The sequence below is a fragment of the Rhodococcus sp. WY5 genome (assembly GCF_018588185.1).
GTDB classification, from domain to species: domain Bacteria; phylum Actinomycetota; class Actinomycetes; order Mycobacteriales; family Mycobacteriaceae; genus Rhodococcus_F; species Rhodococcus_F qingshengii.
This window is the reverse complement of record NZ_JAAMPR010000001.1, coordinates 4,836,302-4,853,451: the sequence shown is the minus strand read 5'-3', so window position 1 is coordinate 4,853,451 and position 17,150 is coordinate 4,836,302. Positions and strand designations below refer to the sequence as shown.

Below are 17,150 nucleotides of genomic sequence, written 5' to 3'. Positions count from 1 at the left end.
CTCGGTCAGTGGTTGTGTGCAACCCCTTTTCAGGTTCGCAGGCCGTCTGCGAGTTCGTAGATTCGTCCGACGTACTTCTCCTGGAAGGCTTTTCGGGCAGCATCTGCTTGTTGCCGTGCGCCCATCTGGGAGTAGAGGTACTCGAGATGAACCAAACTCTCGCCGATGTCGACGCGTCGCTGGTCGAGAACCGTCAGCTCGTCGACCAGTCGAGCCAGATCTAACGCGGTGTCCGGTACCTCGTCCATGGTGATCCTCGATGTCCGTGAGTGCTTCCTGACCCCGAGGCTAACACTCTTCGAACATATTTTCGATACCCGCCCTGTAGTTTACTTCGACAACGTGGCTGTCAGTTGGTCGATGGCATACGGAATGCTCAGGACGGTATTGCCGGACATCGCCGCGCCGACGGGTGGATCTGCGGTGTACCGCACGACCATCGCATTTCCGCTCTTCACGGCGGGTAGTCGCTGGTAGAGCGTGTTGCCGGCGAGGGCCTTCTCTCCCTCCGGGTCGGCCATCACGATCAAACGATCAACGGGTTCGAGGATGTCGTATCGCTCGTTCGGCATCCAGTCGCCGAACTGGTCGCCGACGAATGCGTCGACGGTCGCGGGGAGGGTGAACCCGAGTGACGAGAGGAAAATGCCGCGTGGGTCGTGCGACGAGAACACGTAGCCCTCGGGAGTGTCGAGGTTGACGATCGTTGCGGTTTGCCCGGCAAACTCCGGGTGTGCAGCGCGGGCGGCGGCAAACGCGTTTTCGGTATCCGTGATCAGTTGCTGAGCTTGTGGTCCTTTGCCGAGGGCGCGCCCGGCGGTGAGCGTCATGTCGGTCCACGGCGTTGTGTACGCGTCGTAGTCCTTGCTCTGCGCGACAGTCGGCGCAATCGAGGTCAGCTTCTTGTAGGTCTCCGTGTCGATGTCGGCGTACAGCGCGAGGATCAGATCTGGTGCGAGGGAGGCGATTTGCTCGAAGTTGAAGTCTCCGCCGCTGTTGATGTAGGTCGGAGTCTTTCCCTTCCAGTAATCCTTCGTCCACGGCCAGCTTTCATCCATGCCGGACCCCCACCATTCGGCCATGCCTACGGGTTCAACTCCCAAGGCGAGCAGTGGTTCGTGATCGGTGTATCCGAGTGTGACGACGCGCTGTGGTGCGGCGTCGATTGTCGTCGAACCCTGTGCGTGCTCGATCGTCACGGGGAATGCGCCGTTGCTCTGGCGCGCTGATGCGGTGTCGACGCCTTGCGAGGTTCCACAGGCGGTCGAGAACCCGATGATCGCGGCCGTCGTGAATAAGGCGGCGAGGATTCGGGTGCTACGTGAGGGCACGTGCATGCTCCTTCGAAGTGGTGGGCGAAGTGATCTGAGTTCCGCGTGAAGTGCTGAACTGGTCGCGTCAGCAATAAAGTGAGGCTAACCTTTGCAGGATCGTCGGTCCATCCTTCAGAATGGACTCGGATACGCCCAGAAAGACGCAAAATGTCCACTATTGGTTACTCGACTCGTCCAAAGTCCTTGCTAGCGCTACCCGATAGTCGCGGACGGACATTCAAAGATTTTCAGGTCTACACCAACGTCGTCGACGGAGTGACTGCGTACGGAGCTCATCGACACCCCGAGCATCAGATCGCCTGGATGAGTGAAGGGACGATGCAGATCGCTGCCGGAGGCAATGTGTGGCACCTGCACAGCGAGCACTTGGTCTGGTTGCCGGGCACCGTTCTCCACGACATGACACTTCTGACGGAGGGGTGCATGATTGCGGCCTATGCGCGTCCGGATCTACGCCCTACCGGGCTGCGGTGGACTCAGCCACTTGTTCTCGAAGTCGATGCTCTGTCCGCTCAATTGCTGCGCCATCTCGCAGATCGGACCATCGACGATGCTCGGCGGTTGATGAGTCAGGAGTTGCTCTACGACATTCTTGCTGCCGCGCCCGAACGGCACGACGTCCTCGCGGTTCCTCGCAATGCTGCGGCGAGTTCGGTTTCTGCCCGCATCCTTGCCGATCCGGCAGATTCACGGACGCTGGGGGAGTGGGCGGGCGAACTCGGGGTCAGTTCCAAGACCTTGATGCGAGCCTTTGTCGCCGATACCGGGATTACCTTCGGACAGTGGAGGACTCGCGCCCGAATGTATGCGTCGCTCGAGATGCTCGCGCGGGGTGAGGGTGTCAATGACGTTGCCCCGCAAGTGGGTTACCGGACCAGTAGTGGGTTCATCGCCGCATTTCGGGAAACCTTCGGTACGACGCCCGCCAAGTACGGTGGGAAAGCTGATGCAGTGAGTCGCTGAGTTGGAAACCCACGTCGCACACTCGGAGACGATAGTTGATAGATCGTGCTCGCGTCGACAGGCTAAATGCTGAGGGTGGCAGTCTTCAGTACACCCAGGCTGGCTTTGCGGAGGCTGAGAGTCGGCATTGGCATCGGATTCTTCGTTCAGGGCTGCGTCTCGACGATCGGTCAATCGGTTACGGCAGCATTTTGATGGCGATTAGACAAAAATCAGAAATGTCCTCATCGTGAGCGCTTTCCGACGATCTGCGTAACCGTAGAAGACGTAACACACAATGCTGCGCCAGAAAGGAGGACAACCCAAAGCCCCCACCCGATCGATGGAGAAACGGTGGTGCGAAAAACCGTCGCTTCTGCATCTGAAACGTTCATGGCGTCGATTATTCCGATCACGACCGCGATTGCGCCTACCGCTGGCGCGACCCACCGGTCTCCAAATTTGGCCTTTCCTCCTCTAGATAGAATAGTGAACAGTGCGATTGCTGCTACCGCGCCGAGAACGAGTGTTAGGACGCCGTCTCCGTCGACACCAGACTTTGAGAAGTTGAGAAATGTCACCCATGGACCGAGGCTTCCGACGATTATCCCGAAACATGCAAGTAGAGCTGCCACGATATTTGGCATGTAGTTGGAAGGGAGGGGAGAGTCGGCCTGTACGAATCCAACTGGCGGTACACCAGCGAATCGCCAATCTGTCTCGTGCTCGGGATGGGGTTCGTAAGGTTGATCCGATTCTGGCGACGGTGCTTGGTGCTGAGCGAGCCAGTATTCCGGTGGTCGGGGCTCTTGGTTCGGTTGGTCAGATGGAGAGTTGGGTGGCTGCGTCACTTGAGAACCAACTTTCTGCTGTGGGAGCTGCGCAGTTTGTGGGTGAGTTGTATTGCAACTGCAATCTGTCAGACAAACTATACAAGTGAAAGTTTCGCGGAGTTCTTAAGTTGTCGGCATAGGAAAATTCGTGCAGGTCGACTGTCGCTTCAAAGTCAGACATGCTCGCCAATAGGTTGTCCGTCTACCTCGAAACGAATTGTAAATCGAGCTGGCGGGCGGAGCAGTGGCTCTACGACGTTGACCGCCTGGACGGTACGCATAGAATAAAAATGGGTGTGCCTTCCTCGGGGATAAACCAGTAGGTAGTTCGATTTTGGAGATTAGTACCAATCTGTGAAGTCATGGCCTTGTCTCTTCGAGCGATCCAGACCGCAGTTCGATGTCTAAGCTTCTACCTTCGGTGTCGGAACGCCGGAAGTGATTGATGGTTTCAACGGCGAAGATACTTCCAGAACATTGAAATGGGCCGAGCTGCCAGCATATGCTGGTGGCTCGGCCCATTTACTAATCTGAACTGAGTCAGCTCATGTTGCCGAGCACATTGCCCAGGACACCGCTGATGACATTGGTCATCGACCCCTGCGGGTCGGTGAGGGAGCCGAATACCTGGCCCGATCCGGAGTTGAGCGAGCCGAAGCCCATGTCTTCGAGGCTTCCGGCGCCGGCCTCGACGGGGTTCGGCTGCCGGATGGTGACACACACGCCCATCGGATTGATGTCCCAGTCGCCCGCCGCCAGCACAATGTTGGTGCCGGCGCCGCTGTCGAGCTGAGAGCCGACAACTGCGTTATCGGGAACCTTGTAGGTGGTTTCCAGAGCGATGATGCCGCCACCAGCAGTGGTCCATCCGCCGCCCTTTGCCACCACGGAGTTGTTGCCGACGACGACGGTCTTGGTGACGTCGTCCCACTTCTGGTCGCCGATAAGCCATTTGACGTTCAGGCGAGCCTTGACCAGCTGGAATCCTGCCGGGTGGAAATCGCGGATCTGATTGACGAGTGCTCCCGAACCGGAAACCTTTGTCAGGTAGGTGACCGTCTGTCCCGGGGCGACCTTGCCGTCGCCGACAACCTCCTTGCTGACGGTGTACGGCGTCCCGAGGGAACCGGCCCAACTGTCGGTGACCGACTGGTTGAGCGCGCATGCCGGTGCTGCTTGCGCCACCGAGGCTCCAAGTCCAACAGTGACGCCGGCGGCGATGAGAACGAGGGATGTAGTGGTTGCTACTGCGTGGCGAAGTGAGCGGCGGGCCATGTAGAACTCCATTCAGCGGGGTGCGTGACGGTTTGAGCAAAACTGTAACTAGTTCTACTGGACTTTCGTCCAAGATGTGGCTGATTTCAGAAAATTGTCAGGTTTCGGGTCGCCGTTGGTGTGTCGCGCTGCCGAATTCCACAGGTTCCGAGTTGTGAACAGGTTGTTTTCGGATGGCTTGGTTTTGTGGTGGTGGGTTGAGGGTGGTGGTTGGGACGCGCTTCGTATGGGGCGGGCGCGCGGTCGTGTGAGTGGTGGGGGCTGCGATGGCGAGGAATATGGCGTTGGGGGCTCGGGGCGAGGATGTGGCTGTCGAGTTCCTGATCGATGCGGGTTTGGAGATTGTCGAACGTAATTGGCGTTGTCGGTACGGCGAGTTGGATGTTGTTGCGACGTCCGGTGATCGGATTGTGTTCGTGGAGGTGAAGACTCGCTCTGGTGTCGGGTACGGGAGTCCGGCGGAGTCGGTGACGTTCGCGAAGCAGCGTCGGATTCGGGTGTTGGCGATGCACTGGCTCACTGATTCGGGTCGGTCGTGGTCGAGGGTGCGCTTCGATGTGGTGGCGGTGTTGATCGGCCGGGACGGTGTGCCTTCGGTCGAGCATTTTGTGGATGCGTTCTGATGGCGTTGGGGCGGGCGCATTCTGTTGCGGTCAGTGGTGTGGACGGGCAGATCGTGGAGATCGAGGCGGATATCGGGCGCGGGTTGCCTGCGGTGCATTTGGTAGGGCTGCCTGATACTGCGTTGCACGAGTCGCGTGATCGGATTCGGGCCGCGGTGACCAATTCTGGTGAGGAGTGGCCGGACAGCAAGGTGATTTTGGCGTTGTCGCCGGCGACGTTGCCGAAGGTGGGCAGTGTTTACGATTTGGCTTTGTCGTTGTCGGTTCTCGATGCGGCGAAGAAGTTGCCGCGGAAGTTGTTGCGGGAGACTGTGTTTTTGGGGGAGTTGGCGCTCGACGGTCGTTTGCGGACGGTGCGTGGTGTGTTGCCTGCGGTGCTTGCGGCGAAGCGGGCGGGGTGGGGGACTGTGGTGGTTCCAGCTCGGGCGTTGGCTGAGGCGGGCCTGGTGAAGGGGATCGAAGTGCTGGGCGCTGACGATCTGTCTGCGGTGATCGGGTGGTTGCGTGGTGAGTTGGCGCTGGCTGTTCCTGATGTTTTCGAGCGTGCGGATGTGGTGACGGTGCGTGATTTGAGTGAGGTTGTCGGGCAGACGGATGCTCGGTGGGCGATCGAGGTTGCTGCGGCGGGTGCGCATCATTTGATGTTGACGGGTCCGCCGGGGATCGGGAAAACGATGTTGGCGCAGAGGCTTCCGGGGATTCTTCCGCCGTTGACGGAGGGGGAGTCGTTGGAGGTGACGGCGATTCATTCGGTGGCGGGGGTGTTGCCGGAGGATCGGCCGTTGATAGATATGCCGCCTTTCATTGCGCCGCATCACAGTTCGTCGGTCAGTTCGCTGGTGGGTGGTGGTAGTGGGATGGCTCGTCCTGGTGCGGTCAGCCGCGCCCATCGCGGCGTGCTGTTTCTCGACGAATGTGCCGAGATCGGGGTGAAGGTGCTCGAAGCGCTACGCACGCCACTCGAAGACGGGGAAGTGCGAATCGCCCGGCGGGACGGAGTTGCGCGGTACCCGGCGCGGTTCCAGCTGATCCTGGCCGCCAATCCCTGCCCATGCGCGCCGCCGCGAGACGCGGACTGCGTCTGCGCACCCGCGGCGCGTCGCCGTTACCTGGGGAAATTGTCTGGCCCGTTGTTGGACCGAGTCGACATCAGGGTCCGGATGCAGGCGGTAGCAACCGGAGCGCTGATCGACGAAGTGGGGGAAAGCACCAGCGATGTTCGTGCGCGCGTGGCGGCGGCTCGAGACACTGCAGCCCAGCGGTGGAGTGAGTACGGGTGGCGGACCAACGCGGAGGTACCAGGGCCGGCGTTGAGACAGAAGTTCAGACTCTCGCGTGCAGCGCTGGCACCGGTGGAACGGGCGCTGCGTAAAGGTGTCATCACTGCTCGTGGGGCGGACCGAGCGTTGCGGGTTGCCTGGAGTGTCGCTGATCTGGCAGGTGAGCCGATGCCCGGACCAGACCAAGTTGTCACCGCACTCGACTTTCGAGACAGGGGATTCCAATGACTGCACACGATCCACGACTACTCGCTTGGGCATATCTGTCCCGCGTCGTGCAGGGTCCTAGCGCGTATATGTCCATGTTGATCGACGAGCTCGGGGTCGAAGAAACTGCGAGGGCGGTTCGTAACGGCGATCTGCCACCCGCGATCGAGGAGAAGACGCGAGCCCGCGCTCACATCGACACAGCCCAACGAGACCTCGACCTGATGGAGGCGATGGGTGGCAGACTCATAACACCGAACTGCGCCGATTGGCCGGCGTGGCGAATGCTTTCCTTTGACGGACTCGATCCTTCCGGGGGTGAGACGGCACCATTTGTGTTGTGGGTGTTGGGGTCCGGGGATTTGGTTGATCTGACCGAGAGATCGGTTGGAATTGTGGGCACGCGGGCATCTACTGCGTACGGCGAACACGTGACGGCAGAGATTGCCGGTGACCTGGCTGTCGACGGATGGACCGTGATTTCCGGGGCGGCCTTCGGTATCGACGGGGCCGCGCACCGCGCTGCATTGGGCGTAGGTGGAAACACACTGGCTGTCTTGGCCTGTGGCGTGGATCGAGCGTATCCGTCAGGGCATGCGCGACTACTCAAACAGATAGCGAGTTCGGGTGCAGTGATAAGTGAATATCCGCCGGGCACAACACCTGCAAAGTTCCGGTTTCTGGCTAGGAATCGACTGGTAGCTGCGTTGTCGGACGGAGTAGTGGTGGTCGAGGCGGGTTGGCGCAGTGGTGCACGCAATACCGCCAATTGGGCTCGGAAGTTAGGCCGTCCCGTGATGGCGGTGCCCGGACCGGTTACCTCGGCATCGTCGACCGGATGTCACCGGATGATCCGCGAAGGTGAAGCGCAACTCGCTTCCAATGCCGTGGATGTAGTCGAAGCTTCAGGCCCATTTGGAGTCGGGGATTCCGCGGAGGATGCAGCCGCGACGCGTGACATCGACGCATTGCGAGGCAATTCTCGATTGGTATACGAAGCATTGCCGGGAACGGGGTCTCGCAGTACGCGTGAGTTGTCCGAGGAATCGGGATTGCTCATAGCTCAGGTTCGTGCCACTCTTCCTCTGCTCGAACTGGAGGGATTTGCAAGTTCTGATTCCAGTGGTTGGTTTCGGACGCGGTAGTACGTGAACTACTTCTGCGCCCGTCAGACCACGCGTGGCGATGCTCACTAATCGTTTGCGAAGACCGTGAATCGTCAATACCCGCAGCGCATCGGAAATGCCACGTCAGGGCTATTTTTCACGAATTTGCTCGACTGTGTGCAATGTAATTCTCGATGCGTTTCGCCGACCCGACCTGCAAGTTCGACGGGTCTCAGGAAAACCTCAGGTCAATGTGCATGGAAGTCCGATTAGTCTGGATCACGATGACGGCGGGCATTGATTGACACCCGGCATCCGAGGGATGAATGTGCAGAATTTTCAGGGTCGTGTTCGGTCGAGGCAATGCCGCTAACCCGCTGCTAATTCGGACCATTGAGTCTGTTCGGAAACGGTGAAGGCTTTCGAACTTCTTTTGTTCATCAACGCTCTATCTGTGTATTGTGAAGGAGAATTGAATCGATCATTGAAAGAGGAGTGCAATGGCTGAGAAGCTGATTCGGCAACTCATCGACGACCTTGATGGTAAGCCGATTGACGATGGATTCGGTGATCGAATTGAGTTCTCTTACCAGGGAACGGATTACGTGATCGATCTGCGCGCCACCAATGCAGAGAAGTTCGACGCTGCGGTGAAGCCGTTCGTCGAGGCTGCTGCGAAGGTGAGCGGGAAGCGTGGCAAGAAGGCTCAGGCTGCATCTCCGCAGGCCACATCAGGTTCCGGACGCTCCAAGGAGACGCTCCAGGCCATCCGTGACTGGGCAGGTAAGAACGGTTACGAAGTTGCTCCGCGTGGGCGTATCAAAGCGGAAATCATCGACGCTTTCGACGCTGCACACTAGATTGAATTAAATACACCTCTGGCTCTCGGCGAACTCGCCGGGAGCCAGAGGTGTATTTTACTGTTGCTTTGCCGAGTTCTCGGACAGCTTTGTCCGACAGGTCGTCCGTGTGAAGCAGATCAAATAATTCGTCTAAACAGCACCGAATTTACCCAGCAGATTGGTCGGTTTCTTTCGCTCTGTACAAAGGTCGACAGAGCGCTGTGTGGAGTCGCCGGCGAGGTATTTCGCCCTCGTGCTGCAATTGTCGTGTACATTAGTTAGGTAACACTAACTTTCGGAAGGATCTTTCTGTGGCCAAGCCGACAACTGCATTGACGGTTCTGCGGACCGAACAATTGACCCCCCATATGGTACGAGTGTTTCTCGGGGGACCAGGCTTCGAGTCGTTCACTCCCAGCGAATACAGCGATTCCTATGTAAAGATCGAATTCGGCACTCCTGATCAGCCGACACTGCGCACCTACACGATTCGTTCGTACGATCTTGATGCCAAAGAGATTGCAATCGATTTTGTCGTCCACGGCGACATGGGTGTCGCAGGTCCGTGGGCCGCGTCAGTTCAGCCGGGCGCTGAGATTACTCTGCGGGGACCTGGTGGCGCGTTTTTGCCGTCACCAACCGCTGATTGGTATCTCTTCGTCGGAGACGAGACCGCAATACCCGCTATTTCCGCGTCGATAGCGCGATTGGCGCCGAATGCGGTCGGCTACGCCGTTGTCGAAGTCGGGGGACCGGAAGACGAAATCGCGCTCGATGCCCCAGAAGGTATTGCCGTGACCTGGCTACATCGCGGGGCATCGTCCGATGCGGTCGGCGAAGAATTAGCGGGCGACAACGCTCCGGTTGTCGCCGCGGTCAAGGCACTCGAATGGTTGCCGGGCGAACCGCACGTGTTCATTCACGGTGAAGCACAAGCCGTCATGCACAACCTCCGACCGTACATTCGCAAGGAACGAAATGTCCCGGCGTCGGCTGCTTCTATTTCCGGCTATTGGCGTCGTGGTCGCACCGAAGAGGGCTTCCGGGTCTGGAAGTCCGAACTCGCCGCGGCCGAAAACTAACTCGCGGCGGCCGTGCCGCGAGTCAGCAACACGAGCGCAACGGCCGCGAGAACTCCGAAGGTGGGAATTGCGATTGCCATCGGAACTGCCGTGTCTTCTCCCGCAATTCCCACCAACGGCGAAACCAGCGCCGCCAAGCCGAACTGGCCCGCTCCCATCAGCGCTGAACCGGTCCCGGCCGCGTTGGTGACCTCTCCTTGGGCGAGAGCGGTCGCATTGCCCATGATGAACCCGATGCTCGAAATTGCCACGAACAGTGGGACCAAGATCAACCAGGTATTCGTGGAACTGAAAACCACGCTGGTGCAGAACAATACGGCGCCGCCCATGAGGAGTAGGCACACCCCGAAACGCAGCAGCGTGCGTGCTCCGACGCGACCGAGCAGGCGAGTGGTGATCATCGCTGCCGTGACCATTCCGGTGGCGTTCACTGCGAACGCGATCGAGAATTGTGACGGACTCAGCCCGAGAACGTTCTGAACGACGAACGGTGACGCGGAGATGTACGCGAACAAGGCGCCGAATCCGAAGACGAATGCGAGCGCATATCCGAGGTAGTGCCGATTGCGGACCACGTATCGCAGATTCGAGATCAGGGCCTTCAATCCGCCGCCGTGGCGTCGCTCGGGCGGAAGTGTCTCGGGAACGAGCAAAACGACACCAGCCACCATCACGGCGCCCGCGACAGCCAGGACCCAGAAGATTCCGCGCCATCCGACGGGGCCGAGAAGTGCGCCGCCGATCAGTGGCGCGACGACGGGAGCGATACCGCCGATGATCATCATGATGCTGAAGAGCTTCGCTGCGTCGTCGCCGCGCGCTCGGTCGGCAATACAAGCGCGGGCAAGAACGATGGCAGCGCCTCCACTCAAGCCCTGGACGAGTCGTGCACCGATGAGAAACTCGATGTTCGGCGCCACCGCGCATGCCGCGCCGCTCAGTGCCGTGATGATTGTCGCGGCCAGCAGTATTCGTCGCCTGCCAAGTCCGTCGGAGATCGGACCGATGATCAGCTGGCCGATTCCGAGGCCTGCCATGAAGGTGGTCAGCGTGAGCTGAACGCTGGCCGCAGTAGTGTCGAGTGCATCCGCCATCAACGGTAGGCCGGGCAGGTACATGTCGATGGACAGTGGAGCGATTGCGGAAATCAGTGCCAGTACGCACAACATCTTCAGAGGAATTGCTCGATTCACCGATCAACCCTATCGGCGAGGGAGCTTGCAGTTTCAATCGCGGCGAGCGAGCGTGTGTTCATGACTGACGCATTGCCGGCGAGCTTGAGCGTTCACCTCGATGCGTATGCCGAGCACCTCCGACTGAGCCGAGGCCGGTCGGAACACACGATCCGCGCCTACGTCGGTGACGCGCGGGCATTGCTGACCCATTTCTCCGCGGGTTCGGAGAATGCAGATCTCGACCGCCTCGACCTAAGTGTCATGCGTTCGTGGTTGGCCGCCCAGAATGCCGTAGGAACAGCCCGTACGACGGTAGCTCGACGGGCTTCTTCGGCGCGTGGGTTCACTGCGTGGCTCGCGCAGACCGGACGCATTTCCGTCGACCCGGGCACACGTCTGGCGGCTCCACCCGCTCGCCGGACGCTGCCGACGGTGCTGCGTCAGAGCCAGGCCCTCGACGCAATGGATGCGGCGGAAAGCGGTGCGCAGCAACAAGAGCCGCTCGCCCTGCGAGACCGACTCATCGTGGAATTGTTGTACTCCACCGGAATTCGCGTCGGCGAGTTGTGTGGACTGGACGTCGAGTCGGTCGATGCCGATCGACGATTGCTTCGTGTTCTCGGCAAGGGGAACAAGGAGCGGTCGGTGCCATACGGCCTGCCCGCAGAATCGGCACTGAACGGCTGGCTGGAGCACGGACGACCCGCGCTGTGTTCGGATCGGTCCGGGCGAGCGTTGCTCCTCGGAGTTCGAGGCGGCCGGCTCGATCAGCGTCAGGCGCGTTCGGTGGTCCACGAAACCATGGCTGCAATTCCAGGGGCTCCCGACATGGGTCCGCACGGGCTTCGGCACTCGGCTGCGACACATTTGCTGGAGGGTGGTGCGGACCTTCGTGTGGTCCAAGAACTCCTCGGTCATGCGAGTTTGGCGACCACTCAGCTGTACACGCACGTGTCGGTCGAACGGCTTCGATCCGTCCACGATCAGGCCCATCCGCGCGCCTGATTTGTGGAGCGACGCGAGTTCTCGGCTGGTATTTGGTAGCGTCGCAGCTCAGAAGAGTGAACAATCGGCAAAGTTCGATCGTCGTATCGAGACACTCGATTACATGCGATATCCGGGGGATTCGTGAACCGCCAAGATGTGAAGCACCTGCCGAACAGCGGCCAACCAGCCTGGCTGTCCGAATCGCCGCAACCGGCTCCCGAGCCGGCGCCGACGCCGGAGCCTGTGGCGCGACTGCAAGAGGTCTGGTCCACGCCACCGCCACCGTCGAGCCAACAGCAGGTGACAAACCAGGATCTGGTTGCCGAAGCTTTACTGAAACGCCCGAAACGGACGCCGCGTGGCGGCTGGCGTAGGGGATTGCATCGTGCGACCGGAGGTGTGGTCAATCTGGGGGATTCGACCAACGAACAGCGCAACCGTGCACTGGCCGCCCGAATCGAGCAGCCGATCCGCAACGACTACCGAGTCGCTCTGCTCTCGCTCAAAGGCGGCGTGGGCAAGACGACGGTCACGGTCGGACTCGGTGCGACGTTTGCTTCGCTGCGTGGTGACTGCGTCGTGGCGGTTGACGCCAATCCCGATTTCGGGACTTTGGCACAACGTGTTCCGCTGCAGACCAATTCGACAGTGCGCGATCTGATTGCTGCTAGACCGGACATAAAGAGCTATTCGGACGTTCGAGTGCACACATCCCAGTCGTCGAGTCGTCTCGAGGTGCTGGCGAGTGAGCAGGATCCGGCGATTTCGGAGGCATTCAGCGAGGCCGACTATCGCCAGGTCATCGACATCTTGCAGGTCTACTACAACATCATCCTCACTGATTGCGGTACCGGGATCATGCACTCGGCGATGAACGGCGTTCTCGATCTTGCCAATTCGTTGGTTCTGGTCAGTTCGCCGGCAATCGACGGAGCGCGCAGTGCAGCGGCAACGCTCGACTGGCTTCAGTTGCACGGATACGGCCATCTGGTCGAGCGGACCGTCGTCGTCATCAGCGCCGCCAGACCCGGGTCGAGCGTCATCGACATGGACGCGTTGGTGGACTATTTCATGCGTCGATGCCGCGCCGTCGAGGTCATTCCTTTCGACGAGCATCTCGCGGAGGGGTCGGTGATGGACCTCGAATTGATGCGACCGGCCACCAGACGAGCGTTCATGGAACTGGCAGCGATGGTGGCCGACGACTTCGCGGACGCTGTGGGTCGGCACGCCGTTTCCGAGTGGCACTGATTCTGCGACCGATTTCTGCGACCGATCAGCCTCCTTTCAATGGCTTGAGCCTGAGCGGTTGCGACCGAACCAGTCCGAGTGGATCGAGATACTCGCGTCCTCTGCGCAAGCCCCAGTGCAAACATGCTTCGACAGCGCACCCTTCGTGCCCGGTTTCGAGGGTTCCGATCACGGACCTGGCTGCGACGCGTTCACCTGTGCGAACGACTGCGGTGACGGGTTCGTAGGTCGTGCGTAGGCCGCCGGAATGATCTATCGACACCGTCGGCTTTCCGGCGACCACTCCCGCGAACACCACGATGCCGTCGCCGGCCGCGAGGACGGATTGGCCGGCACTGCCGCCGAGATCGACCCCGCGATGACCCGGCAGCCAGTTCTCAGCCGGTTTGTCGAAAGCCCGTTCCACGTGCGGCCGAGGAGCGAGCGGCCAGTCGAATCGCGTGTCTGCTGACGCCGTGCCTACGGCCACACAGCAGGAGATCACGGCAAAGACCACGCCTCGTCGAGCTCCGCGCAACATCGTCATTCCTTGATCTTGCGTGGAGTAGCGCACGCTTCAATGCAGATCAGACGGGTAATCCACAAGGTAGCCGCCGATCCACAACCGCCGGTTCGGTCTGTTGCTTCCGGGGTGGTTATGGCATCGGGGGACGAGGACGTACACTTGTCGAGCGGTCTGTGCTCGCACAGTCCGACTTCGCGCGCCCGCGCACGTTTTCCGGCCTCGGCTGGTCCTGGTTCTCACGAAACAGGTCCGACGGCCGTGCGGGTGCCAGGGCAGGGATCACCCGATCGCCTGCATCAACCGGATTGAAAGTTTGAGGTACACAGCCATGGCTGTCGTAACCATGAAGCAGATGCTCGATAGTGGAACCCACTTCGGACATCAGACCCGTCGCTGGAACCCGAAGATGAAGCGATTCATCTTGACCGACCGCAACGGCATCTACATCATCGACCTCCAGCAGACGCTGACGTACATCGACAAGGCGTACGAGTTCGTCAAGGAGACCGTTGCCCACGGCGGCACCGTTCTCTTCGTCGGTACCAAGAAGCAGGCGCAGGAGTCCATCGCTTCCGAAGCGACTCGCGTCGGAATGCCCTACGTCAACCAGCGTTGGCTCGGCGGCATGCTCACCAACTTCACCACCGTTCACAAGCGTCTGCTTCGCCTCAAGGAGCTCGAGGCAATGGAGCAGACCGGTGGATTCGAAGGTCGCACCAAGAAGGAAATCCTCATGCTCACGCGTGAGATGACCAAGCTGGATCGCACCCTCGGTGGTATCCGCGACATGGCCAAGGTTCCTTCCGCGGTGTGGATCGTCGACACCAACAAGGAGCACCTGGCAGTTGCCGAGGCTCGCAAGCTGAACATCCCGGTCATCGCGATCCTGGACACCAACTGCGACCCCGACCTCGTCGACTACCCGATCCCGGGCAACGACGACGCCATCCGTTCCGCAGCACTGCTGACCAAGGTTGTCGCTTCCGCGGTTGCCGAAGGTGTGCAGGCACGTGCAGGACTGAGCGCCGACAAGGACGCGAAGCCCGAAGCCGGCGCAGGCGAGCCCCTCGCCGAGTGGGAGCAGGAACTGCTCTCGCAGGCAGCTCCGGCCGCAGAGGCTGAGGCAGCTCCGGCTGAAGAGGCTGAGGCAGCCCCCGCCGCAGAGGCACCGGCCACCGAGGCCTGATTCGTTGAAACCGGCCCTGACCAAGAGTTCTTTTGGTCAGGGCCGTTTCACCGTTAGGCCCGAGCACCACCGTCAGGCCGTGCTTCACCGTTAGGCCGTGCTTCACCGTTAGTCCTAGGTCCGAAACAGACACATGAGGAGGCTCGCTAATCATGGCGAACTACACCGCCGCTGACGTCAAGCGGCTCCGTGAGCTCACCGGCTCCGGAATGATGGCATGTAAGAACGCACTCGCAGATGCAGACGGCGATTTCGACAAGGCCGTCGAGCAGCTGCGCATCAAGGGCGCGAAGGATGTCGGAAAGCGCGCAGAGCGCACCACCGCTGAGGGTCTCGTCGTCGCCAAGGACGGCGTCATGATCGAGATCAACTGCGAGACCGACTTCGTCGCCAAGAACGACGAGTTCATCAAGCTGGCCGACGAGATCGTGACCGTCGCTGCTGCTGGTAAGCCTGCTGACCTCGACGCTCTCAAGGCGCTCGAGCTCGACGGCAAGACCATCGACACCGTCATTGCGGAGCAGTCCGCGAAGATCGGTGAGAAGCTCGAACTGAGCCGCGTCGCTTCCTTCGACGGCCCCGTTGCCGTTTACCTGCACAAGCGCAGCTCCGACTTGCCGCCCGCTGTCGGCGTTCTCGTCGAGTACACCGGTGAAGGCGATGCTGCTGCTGAGGCCGCTCGCGGCGCTGCAATGCAGGTCGCAGCACTCAAGGCGAAGTACGTCACGCGTGACGAGGTTCCCGAGGAGATCGTCGCTTCCGAGCGTCACATCGCCGAAGAGACCGCCCGCGCAGAAGGCAAGCCCGAGCAGGCACTGCCGAAGATCATCGAAGGCCGCGTCAACGGTTACTTCAAGGACGTCGTTCTGACCGAGCAGTCTTCGGTCACGGACTCCAAGAAGACCGTCAAGGCGATCCTCGACGAGGCAGGCGTGACCATCAAGCGCTTCGTGCGTTTCGAGGTCGGCGCCTCCGCTTAATTCGGAGCCCGCACACATGGACCCCGCCTGAAGAGCATTTGCTCTACCGGCGGGGTCTACGTGTACCTGGGGCCTCCGATGAGGCAGGATGAGAGTGCCTCGGGACGAGTCCCGGGGGCTTTCCTATGCCGCGGTGTCCGATTCGGCGGCAGAAGAAGAATGAAGGACCTACAAGGTCTTGTATCGAACTGAGGAGAACAATGTCCGAACCAGCCAACGAACGTCCAGGATTCAAGCGGGTCCTGCTCAAACTCGGCGGCGAAATGTTCGGAGGCGGCAAAGTCGGTCTCGATCCCGACGTGGTCACCAAGGTGGCTGAGCAGATCGCAGAGGTCGTTCGATCGGGCGTACAGGTTGCAGTGGTCATCGGCGGCGGAAACTTCTTCCGCGGAGCGGAACTGCAGCAGCGTGGCCTCGATCGCGCGCGCTCCGACTACATGGGCATGCTAGGCACCGTCATGAACTGCCTCGCTCTGCAGGATTTCCTGGAGAAGGCGGGCGTCGATTCTCGCGTGCAGACGGCCATCACCATGGGCCAGGTCGCCGAGCCGTACCTCCCCCTTCGCGCACGCAGGCACCTCGAGAAGGGGCGCGTAGTCATCTTCGGTGCCGGGATGGGTATGCCCTACTTCTCGACTGACACCACTGCTGCGCAGCGCGCGCTGGAGATCGGTGCCGAGGTAGTGCTGATGGCCAAGGCTGTCGACGGCGTCTACTCGGCCGACCCGCGTCTCGACCCGGACGCGACGATGTACGAACAGATCACGCACCGTGAGGTCATCGAACGTGAGCTCAAGGTCGCGGACGCGACGGCATTCAGCCTGTGCATGGACAACTCGATGCCGATGATGGTGTTCAACCTCCTCACCGAAGGAAACATCGCTCGCGCGGTGTCCGGTGAGAAGATCGGCACCCTGATCAAGTCGTGAGTGACACCCAAAAAATGATGCAGAACAACATGGAGGAACAGCCGTGATCGATGAAGCGCTCTTCGAGGCAGAAGAGAAGATGGAAAAGGCTGTCACGGTAGCCAAGGACGATCTCGGCTCGGTTCGCACCGGACGCGCGAACCCCGGTATGTTCTCGCGCATCGTGATCGACTACTACGGTTCGATCACGCCGATCACGCAGCTCGCGAGCATCAACGTCCCCGAGGCCCGCATGGTCATCGTCAAGCCGTACGAGGCTTCGCAGCTCAACGCGATCGAGACGGCGATCCGCAACTCGGATCTCGGTGTGAACCCGTCCAACGACGGCAGCATCATCCGCATTTCGGTTCCGCAGCTCACGGAAGAGCGTCGACGTGAACTGGTGAAGCAGGCCAAGTCCAAGGGCGAGGATTCGAAGGTCACGCTGCGCAACATCCGCCGCAAGGCGATGGACGAACTCGGCCGGATCCAGAAGGACGGTGAAGCCGGCGAGGACGAGGTCGGTCGCGCAGAGAAAGAACTCGACAAGACCACGGCGAAGTACGTGCACACGGTCGAGGAACTCGTCAAGCACAAGGAAGCAGAGTTGATGGAGGTATAGCCTCCTCATTTG

At 60.3% G+C, this 17,150-nt stretch carries 17 protein-coding genes; 12 read left to right on the top strand and 5 right to left on the bottom strand.

Annotation, left to right across the window (positions count from 1 at the left end; genetic code table 11):
- Positions 1 to 29: 29 nt before the first annotated feature.
- Together G4D79_RS22375 and G4D79_RS22370 are read right to left on the bottom strand one after the other, a co-directional pair.
- Positions 30 to 248, bottom strand: coding sequence for a hypothetical protein (locus G4D79_RS22375; RefSeq protein ID WP_003942716.1), 219 nt, complete (start codon positions 246 to 248; stop codon positions 30 to 32).
- Between the two features lie 81 nt (positions 249 to 329).
- Complete coding sequence (locus G4D79_RS22370; RefSeq protein ID WP_250887563.1) at positions 330 to 1,337, bottom strand: iron-siderophore ABC transporter substrate-binding protein; 1,008 nt, start codon at positions 1,335 to 1,337, stop codon at positions 330 to 332.
- A 144-nt stretch (positions 1,338 to 1,481) separates the two neighbouring features.
- Between G4D79_RS22370 and G4D79_RS22365 the strand changes: the two genes are divergently transcribed.
- Entirely contained in the window at positions 1,482 to 2,297 is an 816-nt protein-coding gene (locus tag G4D79_RS22365) for an AraC family transcriptional regulator (RefSeq protein ID WP_214514397.1), read from the top strand.
- Between the two features lie 1,352 nt (positions 2,298 to 3,649).
- Here the strand turns inward: G4D79_RS22365 and G4D79_RS22360 are convergent.
- Positions 3,650 to 4,384 carry a hypothetical protein gene (locus G4D79_RS22360; RefSeq protein ID WP_030535439.1) on the bottom strand — a complete coding sequence of 245 codons (735 nt, stop codon included), beginning with the start codon at positions 4,382 to 4,384 and terminating at the stop codon, positions 3,650 to 3,652.
- A gap of 266 nt (positions 4,385 to 4,650) precedes the next feature.
- Here G4D79_RS22360 and G4D79_RS22355 point away from each other — a divergent pair, with 266 nt between their 5' ends.
- The 5 genes from G4D79_RS22355 to G4D79_RS22335 all read left to right on the top strand — a co-directional run bounded on the left by G4D79_RS22355 (position 4,651) and on the right by G4D79_RS22335 (position 9,524).
- The gene (locus G4D79_RS22355; protein WP_054825518.1) at positions 4,651 to 5,007 is read left to right on the top strand and encodes a YraN family protein; all 357 of its coding nucleotides are present in this window, start codon (positions 4,651 to 4,653) and stop codon (positions 5,005 to 5,007) included.
- On the top strand, positions 5,007 to 6,515 hold the full coding sequence (locus G4D79_RS22350; RefSeq protein WP_075832962.1) for a YifB family Mg chelatase-like AAA ATPase: 1,509 nt from the start codon (positions 5,007 to 5,009) through the stop codon (positions 6,513 to 6,515). Before G4D79_RS22355 ends, G4D79_RS22350 begins: the two co-directional genes overlap by 1 nt.
- Positions 6,512 to 7,639, top strand: coding sequence for a DNA-processing protein DprA (gene dprA, locus G4D79_RS22345; protein WP_214514396.1), 1,128 nt, complete (start codon positions 6,512 to 6,514; stop codon positions 7,637 to 7,639). The genes G4D79_RS22350 and dprA overlap by 4 nt, the downstream gene beginning before the upstream one ends.
- Positions 7,640 to 8,100: 461 nt before the next feature.
- Positions 8,101 to 8,460, top strand: coding sequence for an Lsr2 family protein (locus G4D79_RS22340; RefSeq protein WP_003942721.1), 360 nt, complete (start codon positions 8,101 to 8,103; stop codon positions 8,458 to 8,460).
- Positions 8,461 to 8,753: 293 nt separating this feature from the next.
- The gene (locus G4D79_RS22335; protein ID WP_030535667.1) at positions 8,754 to 9,524 is read left to right on the top strand and encodes a siderophore-interacting protein; all 771 of its coding nucleotides are present in this window, start codon (positions 8,754 to 8,756) and stop codon (positions 9,522 to 9,524) included.
- On the opposite strand, the gene G4D79_RS22330 is transcribed toward G4D79_RS22335, so the two are convergent.
- Positions 9,521 to 10,693, bottom strand: a complete 1,173-nt coding sequence (locus G4D79_RS22330; protein ID WP_007734871.1) for a multidrug effflux MFS transporter — start codon at positions 10,691 to 10,693, stop codon at positions 9,521 to 9,523. The two genes, G4D79_RS22335 and G4D79_RS22330, sit on opposite strands and share 4 nt — an antisense overlap.
- A gap of 84 nt (positions 10,694 to 10,777) precedes the next feature.
- On the opposite strand from G4D79_RS22330, the gene G4D79_RS22325 reads away from it, so the two are divergent.
- Positions 10,778 to 11,704: a tyrosine recombinase XerC gene (locus G4D79_RS22325; protein WP_003942767.1), complete on the top strand. Its 927-nt coding sequence runs from the start codon at positions 10,778 to 10,780 to the stop codon at positions 11,702 to 11,704.
- A 123-nt stretch (positions 11,705 to 11,827) separates the two neighbouring features.
- Positions 11,828 to 12,937, top strand: coding sequence for a MinD/ParA family protein (locus G4D79_RS22320; RefSeq protein ID WP_003942711.1), 1,110 nt, complete (start codon positions 11,828 to 11,830; stop codon positions 12,935 to 12,937).
- 25 nt (positions 12,938 to 12,962) lie between these two features.
- Here G4D79_RS22320 and G4D79_RS22315 read toward each other — a convergent pair whose 3' ends face one another.
- On the bottom strand, positions 12,963 to 13,457 hold the full coding sequence (locus tag G4D79_RS22315; RefSeq protein ID WP_231915103.1) for a M23 family metallopeptidase: 495 nt from the start codon (positions 13,455 to 13,457) through the stop codon (positions 12,963 to 12,965).
- 313 nt (positions 13,458 to 13,770) lie between these two features.
- Between G4D79_RS22315 and rpsB the strand changes: the two genes are divergently transcribed.
- The 4 genes from rpsB to frr all read left to right on the top strand — a co-directional run bounded on the left by rpsB (position 13,771) and on the right by frr (position 17,138).
- Positions 13,771 to 14,628 carry a 30S ribosomal protein S2 gene (gene rpsB / locus G4D79_RS22310; RefSeq protein WP_214514395.1) on the top strand — a complete coding sequence of 286 codons (858 nt, stop codon included), beginning with the start codon at positions 13,771 to 13,773 and terminating at the stop codon, positions 14,626 to 14,628.
- A 152-nt stretch (positions 14,629 to 14,780) separates the two neighbouring features.
- Positions 14,781 to 15,608, top strand: coding sequence for a translation elongation factor Ts (gene tsf / locus G4D79_RS22305; protein ID WP_007734877.1), 828 nt, complete (start codon positions 14,781 to 14,783; stop codon positions 15,606 to 15,608).
- 200 nt (positions 15,609 to 15,808) lie between these two features.
- Complete coding sequence (gene pyrH, locus G4D79_RS22300) at positions 15,809 to 16,537, top strand: UMP kinase (protein ID WP_003942722.1); 729 nt, start codon at positions 15,809 to 15,811, stop codon at positions 16,535 to 16,537.
- A 43-nt stretch (positions 16,538 to 16,580) separates the two neighbouring features.
- Positions 16,581 to 17,138 (top strand): ribosome recycling factor, encoded by a 558-nt coding sequence (gene frr / locus G4D79_RS22295; protein ID WP_003942777.1) that lies wholly within the window; start codon positions 16,581 to 16,583, stop codon positions 17,136 to 17,138.
- Positions 17,139 to 17,150: the final 12 nt, after the last annotated feature.

Excerpts from the sequence above, each read along its gene's own strand:
- G4D79_RS22360 (WP_030535439.1), bottom strand. The coding sequence starts at position 4,384 with ATGGCCCGCCGCTCACTTCGCCACGCAGTAGCAACCACTACATCCCTC.
- dprA (WP_214514396.1), top strand. The coding sequence starts at position 6,512 with ATGACTGCACACGATCCACGACTACTCGCTTGGGCATATCTGTCCCGC.
- G4D79_RS22315 (WP_231915103.1), bottom strand. The coding sequence starts at position 13,457 with ATGTTGCGCGGAGCTCGACGAGGCGTGGTCTTTGCCGTGATCTCCTGC.
- rpsB (WP_214514395.1), top strand. The coding sequence starts at position 13,771 with ATGGCTGTCGTAACCATGAAGCAGATGCTCGATAGTGGAACCCACTTC.
- G4D79_RS22370 (WP_250887563.1), bottom strand. The coding sequence starts at position 1,337 with ATGCACGTGCCCTCACGTAGCACCCGAATCCTCGCCGCCTTATTCACG.
- G4D79_RS22355 (WP_054825518.1), top strand. The coding sequence starts at position 4,651 with ATGGCGAGGAATATGGCGTTGGGGGCTCGGGGCGAGGATGTGGCTGTC.
- G4D79_RS22330 (WP_007734871.1), bottom strand. The coding sequence starts at position 10,693 with ATGTTGTGCGTACTGGCACTGATTTCCGCAATCGCTCCACTGTCCATC.
- G4D79_RS22340 (WP_003942721.1), top strand. The coding sequence starts at position 8,101 with ATGGCTGAGAAGCTGATTCGGCAACTCATCGACGACCTTGATGGTAAG.
- G4D79_RS22375 (WP_003942716.1), bottom strand. The coding sequence starts at position 248 with ATGGACGAGGTACCGGACACCGCGTTAGATCTGGCTCGACTGGTCGAC.
- pyrH (WP_003942722.1), top strand. The coding sequence starts at position 15,809 with ATGTCCGAACCAGCCAACGAACGTCCAGGATTCAAGCGGGTCCTGCTC.
- tsf (WP_007734877.1), top strand. The coding sequence starts at position 14,781 with ATGGCGAACTACACCGCCGCTGACGTCAAGCGGCTCCGTGAGCTCACC.
- G4D79_RS22350 (WP_075832962.1), top strand. The coding sequence starts at position 5,007 with ATGGCGTTGGGGCGGGCGCATTCTGTTGCGGTCAGTGGTGTGGACGGG.
- G4D79_RS22325 (WP_003942767.1), top strand. The coding sequence starts at position 10,778 with ATGACTGACGCATTGCCGGCGAGCTTGAGCGTTCACCTCGATGCGTAT.
- G4D79_RS22365 (WP_214514397.1), top strand. The coding sequence starts at position 1,482 with ATGTCCACTATTGGTTACTCGACTCGTCCAAAGTCCTTGCTAGCGCTA.